Genomic DNA, 2,819 nt, shown 5'->3' with positions numbered 1-2,819 from the left:
AGTGATTGCAAACCCAATGGGGTAAGCAGTTAACTCAGCCAGTTTTGTCTGGTGACCATAGCGAGGTGGTCCCACTCCTTCCCATCCCGAACAGGACAGTGAAACGCCTCAGCGCCGATGATAGTGCGGATTGCCCGTGTGAAAGTAGGTCATTGCCAGACTCCCCAAAAGAAAAGCCCAGTTCGAAAGAGCTGGGCTTTTTGCTGTCTGCGAGATCGGCAAAGCGTCGGCTGGGTATGTGGCTGCAGGCTAATTCAGGTCTGGGCTACAGGCAAATACCCTCTGAGGCCAATGCGTCTGAAGCTAACATGCTGATTGTGGTGTGATGTTTGTAGAACATTCGTTCTTTTTGTTCTTGAGTTTTGTGAGTTTACCTTGTATTGTGAACGTACGTTCTATATTGATCAGGGGTAAATTCCATGACTTATCGTTTCCGCGTATCTCATTCTGCTTTTGTCCAGTTGCGCCAGCTTGAAGTACCAATGGCCTTGCTGGAATATCTGGCTCAGCCTGGTTTGTGCGGTGCAGCAGTGATGCTGTCGCAGCGCATGATTGTCAAAATGCCACGCCACTTGCGTGTGATTGCGCAGAATTTCATTGGCCTCTACGTCGTTGCGGATGGTCAGGGCGAGGTCAGAGAGATCAAGCGGATGAAGCATCGTCTGGCTAGTGCTGAGCAGGCTGAACAATATGGCTTTTCTGCAGGTTGCACAAAAATCGAATTTAGCAAAAATACAGGCTGGCGCACTTCGATTGGTGCTTGATGGGTATATTTCTGTGGTGCTGAATATTTTTGGCTCACAAGTCAATACAGCCTACGGGTATAGAGGATGATAGGGCGCAAGACCCAAGTTTTTGCTACACTCTGCGCATTCGTTTGCAAAGGGTAAAATCCATGGCTCAGTATGTAATGTCTATGCTCCGTGTGAGCAAAATTGTTCCACCCAAGCGCCAAATCATTAAGGATATCTCGCTGTCTTTCTTCCCTGGCGCAAAGATTGGCCTGCTGGGTTTGAATGGCTCGGGTAAATCCACCGTACTGAAAATTATGGCGGGTGCTGATAAAGAATACGACGGTGAAGTACAGCACTTGCCCGGTATTAAAATCGGCTACTTGGCGCAAGAGCCTGAGCTGACCGCCACCAATACCGTCCGCCAGGAAGTCGAAAGCGGTTTAGGCGAAGTATTTGAAGCACAAGCCAAGCTCGAAGCCGTCTATGCCGCCTATGCCGAAGAAGGCGCTGATTTTGATGCGCTGGCTGAAGAGCAAGCACGTCTGGAAGCCATTATTTCTGCCGGTTCGGGCGAAAACGTCGAGCTGCAATTGGAAATCGCCGCCGATGCTTTGCGCTTGCCGGAGTGGGATGCGATTGTTGGTAATTTATCCGGTGGTGAAAAACGCCGTGTGGCTTTGTGCAAATTGCTACTGTCAAAGCCCGACATGCTGTTGCTTGATGAGCCAACCAATCACTTGGATGCTGAATCGGTTGAATGGCTGGAGCAATTCTTGGTACGTTTCCCTGGCACCGTTGTGGCCGTAACGCATGATCGTTACTTCCTTGATAACGCTGCTGAATGGATTCTTGAGCTTGACCGCGGCCAGGGCATTCCATGGAAAGGCAATTACTCATCGTGGCTGGAACAAAAAGAAGCCCGTCTGAAACTAGAAGAGTCGCAAGAGTCGGCGCGCCAGAAAGCCCTGCACAAAGAGCTGGAATGGGTTCGTCAGAATGCCAAAGGTCGTCAGGCCAAATCGAAAGCGCGTATCGCCCGCTTTGAAGAGTTGAGCAGTTTTGAGCATCAAAAGCGCAATGAAACACAGGAAATCTTCATTCCTGTCGCTGAACGTCTGGGCGATAAAGTGATCGAATTTAAAGGTGTTTCGAAAGCTTTTGGCGATCGCCTGCTGATGGATAATCTGAGCTTTAACGTGCCTGCCGGTGCGATTGTCGGCATTATCGGACCTAATGGTGCCGGTAAATCAACACTGTTTAAAATGATTGCTGGTAAAGAATTGCCTGATAGCGGTGAAGTTGAAATTGGCCAAACGACACAAATGGCCTTTGTTGAGCAAAGTCGTGAAGGTCTGGAAAACAGCAAAACCGTGTTTGAAGATGTGTCAGGTGGCCATGATGTGATTAACGTTGGCAAGTTCGAAATGAGCAGCCGCGCTTATCTGGGGCGTTTTAACTTCAAAGGCGCCGATCAGGCCAAAATCGTTGGCAATCTGTCCGGTGGTGAGCGCGGCCGTTTGCATCTGGCCAAAACGTTGCTCAAAGGCGGTAATGTCCTGCTGCTCGATGAACCATCGAATGATCTGGACGTTGAAACTTTGCGTGCGCTGGAAGATGCTTTGCTTGAATTTGCTGGTACAGCGTTTGTGATTTCGCATGATCGCTGGTTCCTTGACCGGATCGCGACACACATTCTGGCGGCCGAGGGCGATTCGCAATGGACTTTCTTTGACGGTAACTACCAAGAATACGAAGCGGATAAACGCAAACGTCTGGGTGAAGAAGGCGCTAAACCGAAACGGATTCGCTACAAGCCAATTTCTCGTTAACTTTCTCTCTAATTAATCTGAGGTAAACCCCCGGCTTTGCCGGGGGACTCACCAAGGTTTGACCTATACAACGGTCATTGTGAAGCTCCGATCTCGACCAAGAGAAGGAGTTTCAAATGAAAGAGTATCAAAGTCTGAGCCATACGCGTTGGGATTGTAAATATCACGTGGTGTTTATCCCCAAGGCGAGAAAGAAGCGATTATTCGGCGCATTGCGCCGTAATCTTGGGGTTATTTTCCATGAGCTGGCACAGCA

3 protein-coding genes and 1 rRNA gene are annotated in these 2,819 nt (G+C 49.3%); all 4 read left to right on the top strand.

Annotation, left to right across the window (positions count from 1 at the left end; genetic code table 11):
* The first annotated feature begins 47 nt into the window (after positions 1–47).
* A 5S ribosomal RNA gene (gene rrf / locus FLS37_RS16630) occupies positions 48–161 on the top strand.
* 258 nt (positions 162–419) lie between these two features.
* A complete protein-coding gene (locus FLS37_RS16625; protein ID WP_157671075.1) occupies positions 420–764 on the top strand; it encodes a hypothetical protein in 345 nt (114 codons plus the stop codon).
* A gap of 131 nt (positions 765–895) precedes the next feature.
* Positions 896–2,563 (top strand): energy-dependent translational throttle protein EttA, encoded by a 1,668-nt coding sequence (gene ettA / locus FLS37_RS16620; RefSeq protein WP_157671074.1) that lies wholly within the window; start codon positions 896–898, stop codon positions 2,561–2,563.
* 116 nt (positions 2,564–2,679) lie between these two features.
* The coding region (locus FLS37_RS16615) for a transposase (protein WP_198314525.1) at positions 2,680–2,819 on the top strand (140 nt) is incomplete at its 3' end.

The organism is Chitinibacter sp. GC72 (assembly GCF_009760905.1).
GTDB lineage: Bacteria > Pseudomonadota > Gammaproteobacteria > Burkholderiales > Chitinibacteraceae > Chitinibacter.
The sequence above is the reverse complement of the archived record's forward strand: the minus strand, read 5'-3'. Positions and strand labels throughout refer to the sequence as shown.

Coding starts and splice junctions, on each gene's coding strand:
- FLS37_RS16625 (WP_157671075.1), top strand. CDS start 420: ATGACTTATCGTTTCCGCGTATCTCATTCTGCTTTTGTCCAGTTGCGC.
- ettA (WP_157671074.1), top strand. CDS start 896: ATGGCTCAGTATGTAATGTCTATGCTCCGTGTGAGCAAAATTGTTCCA.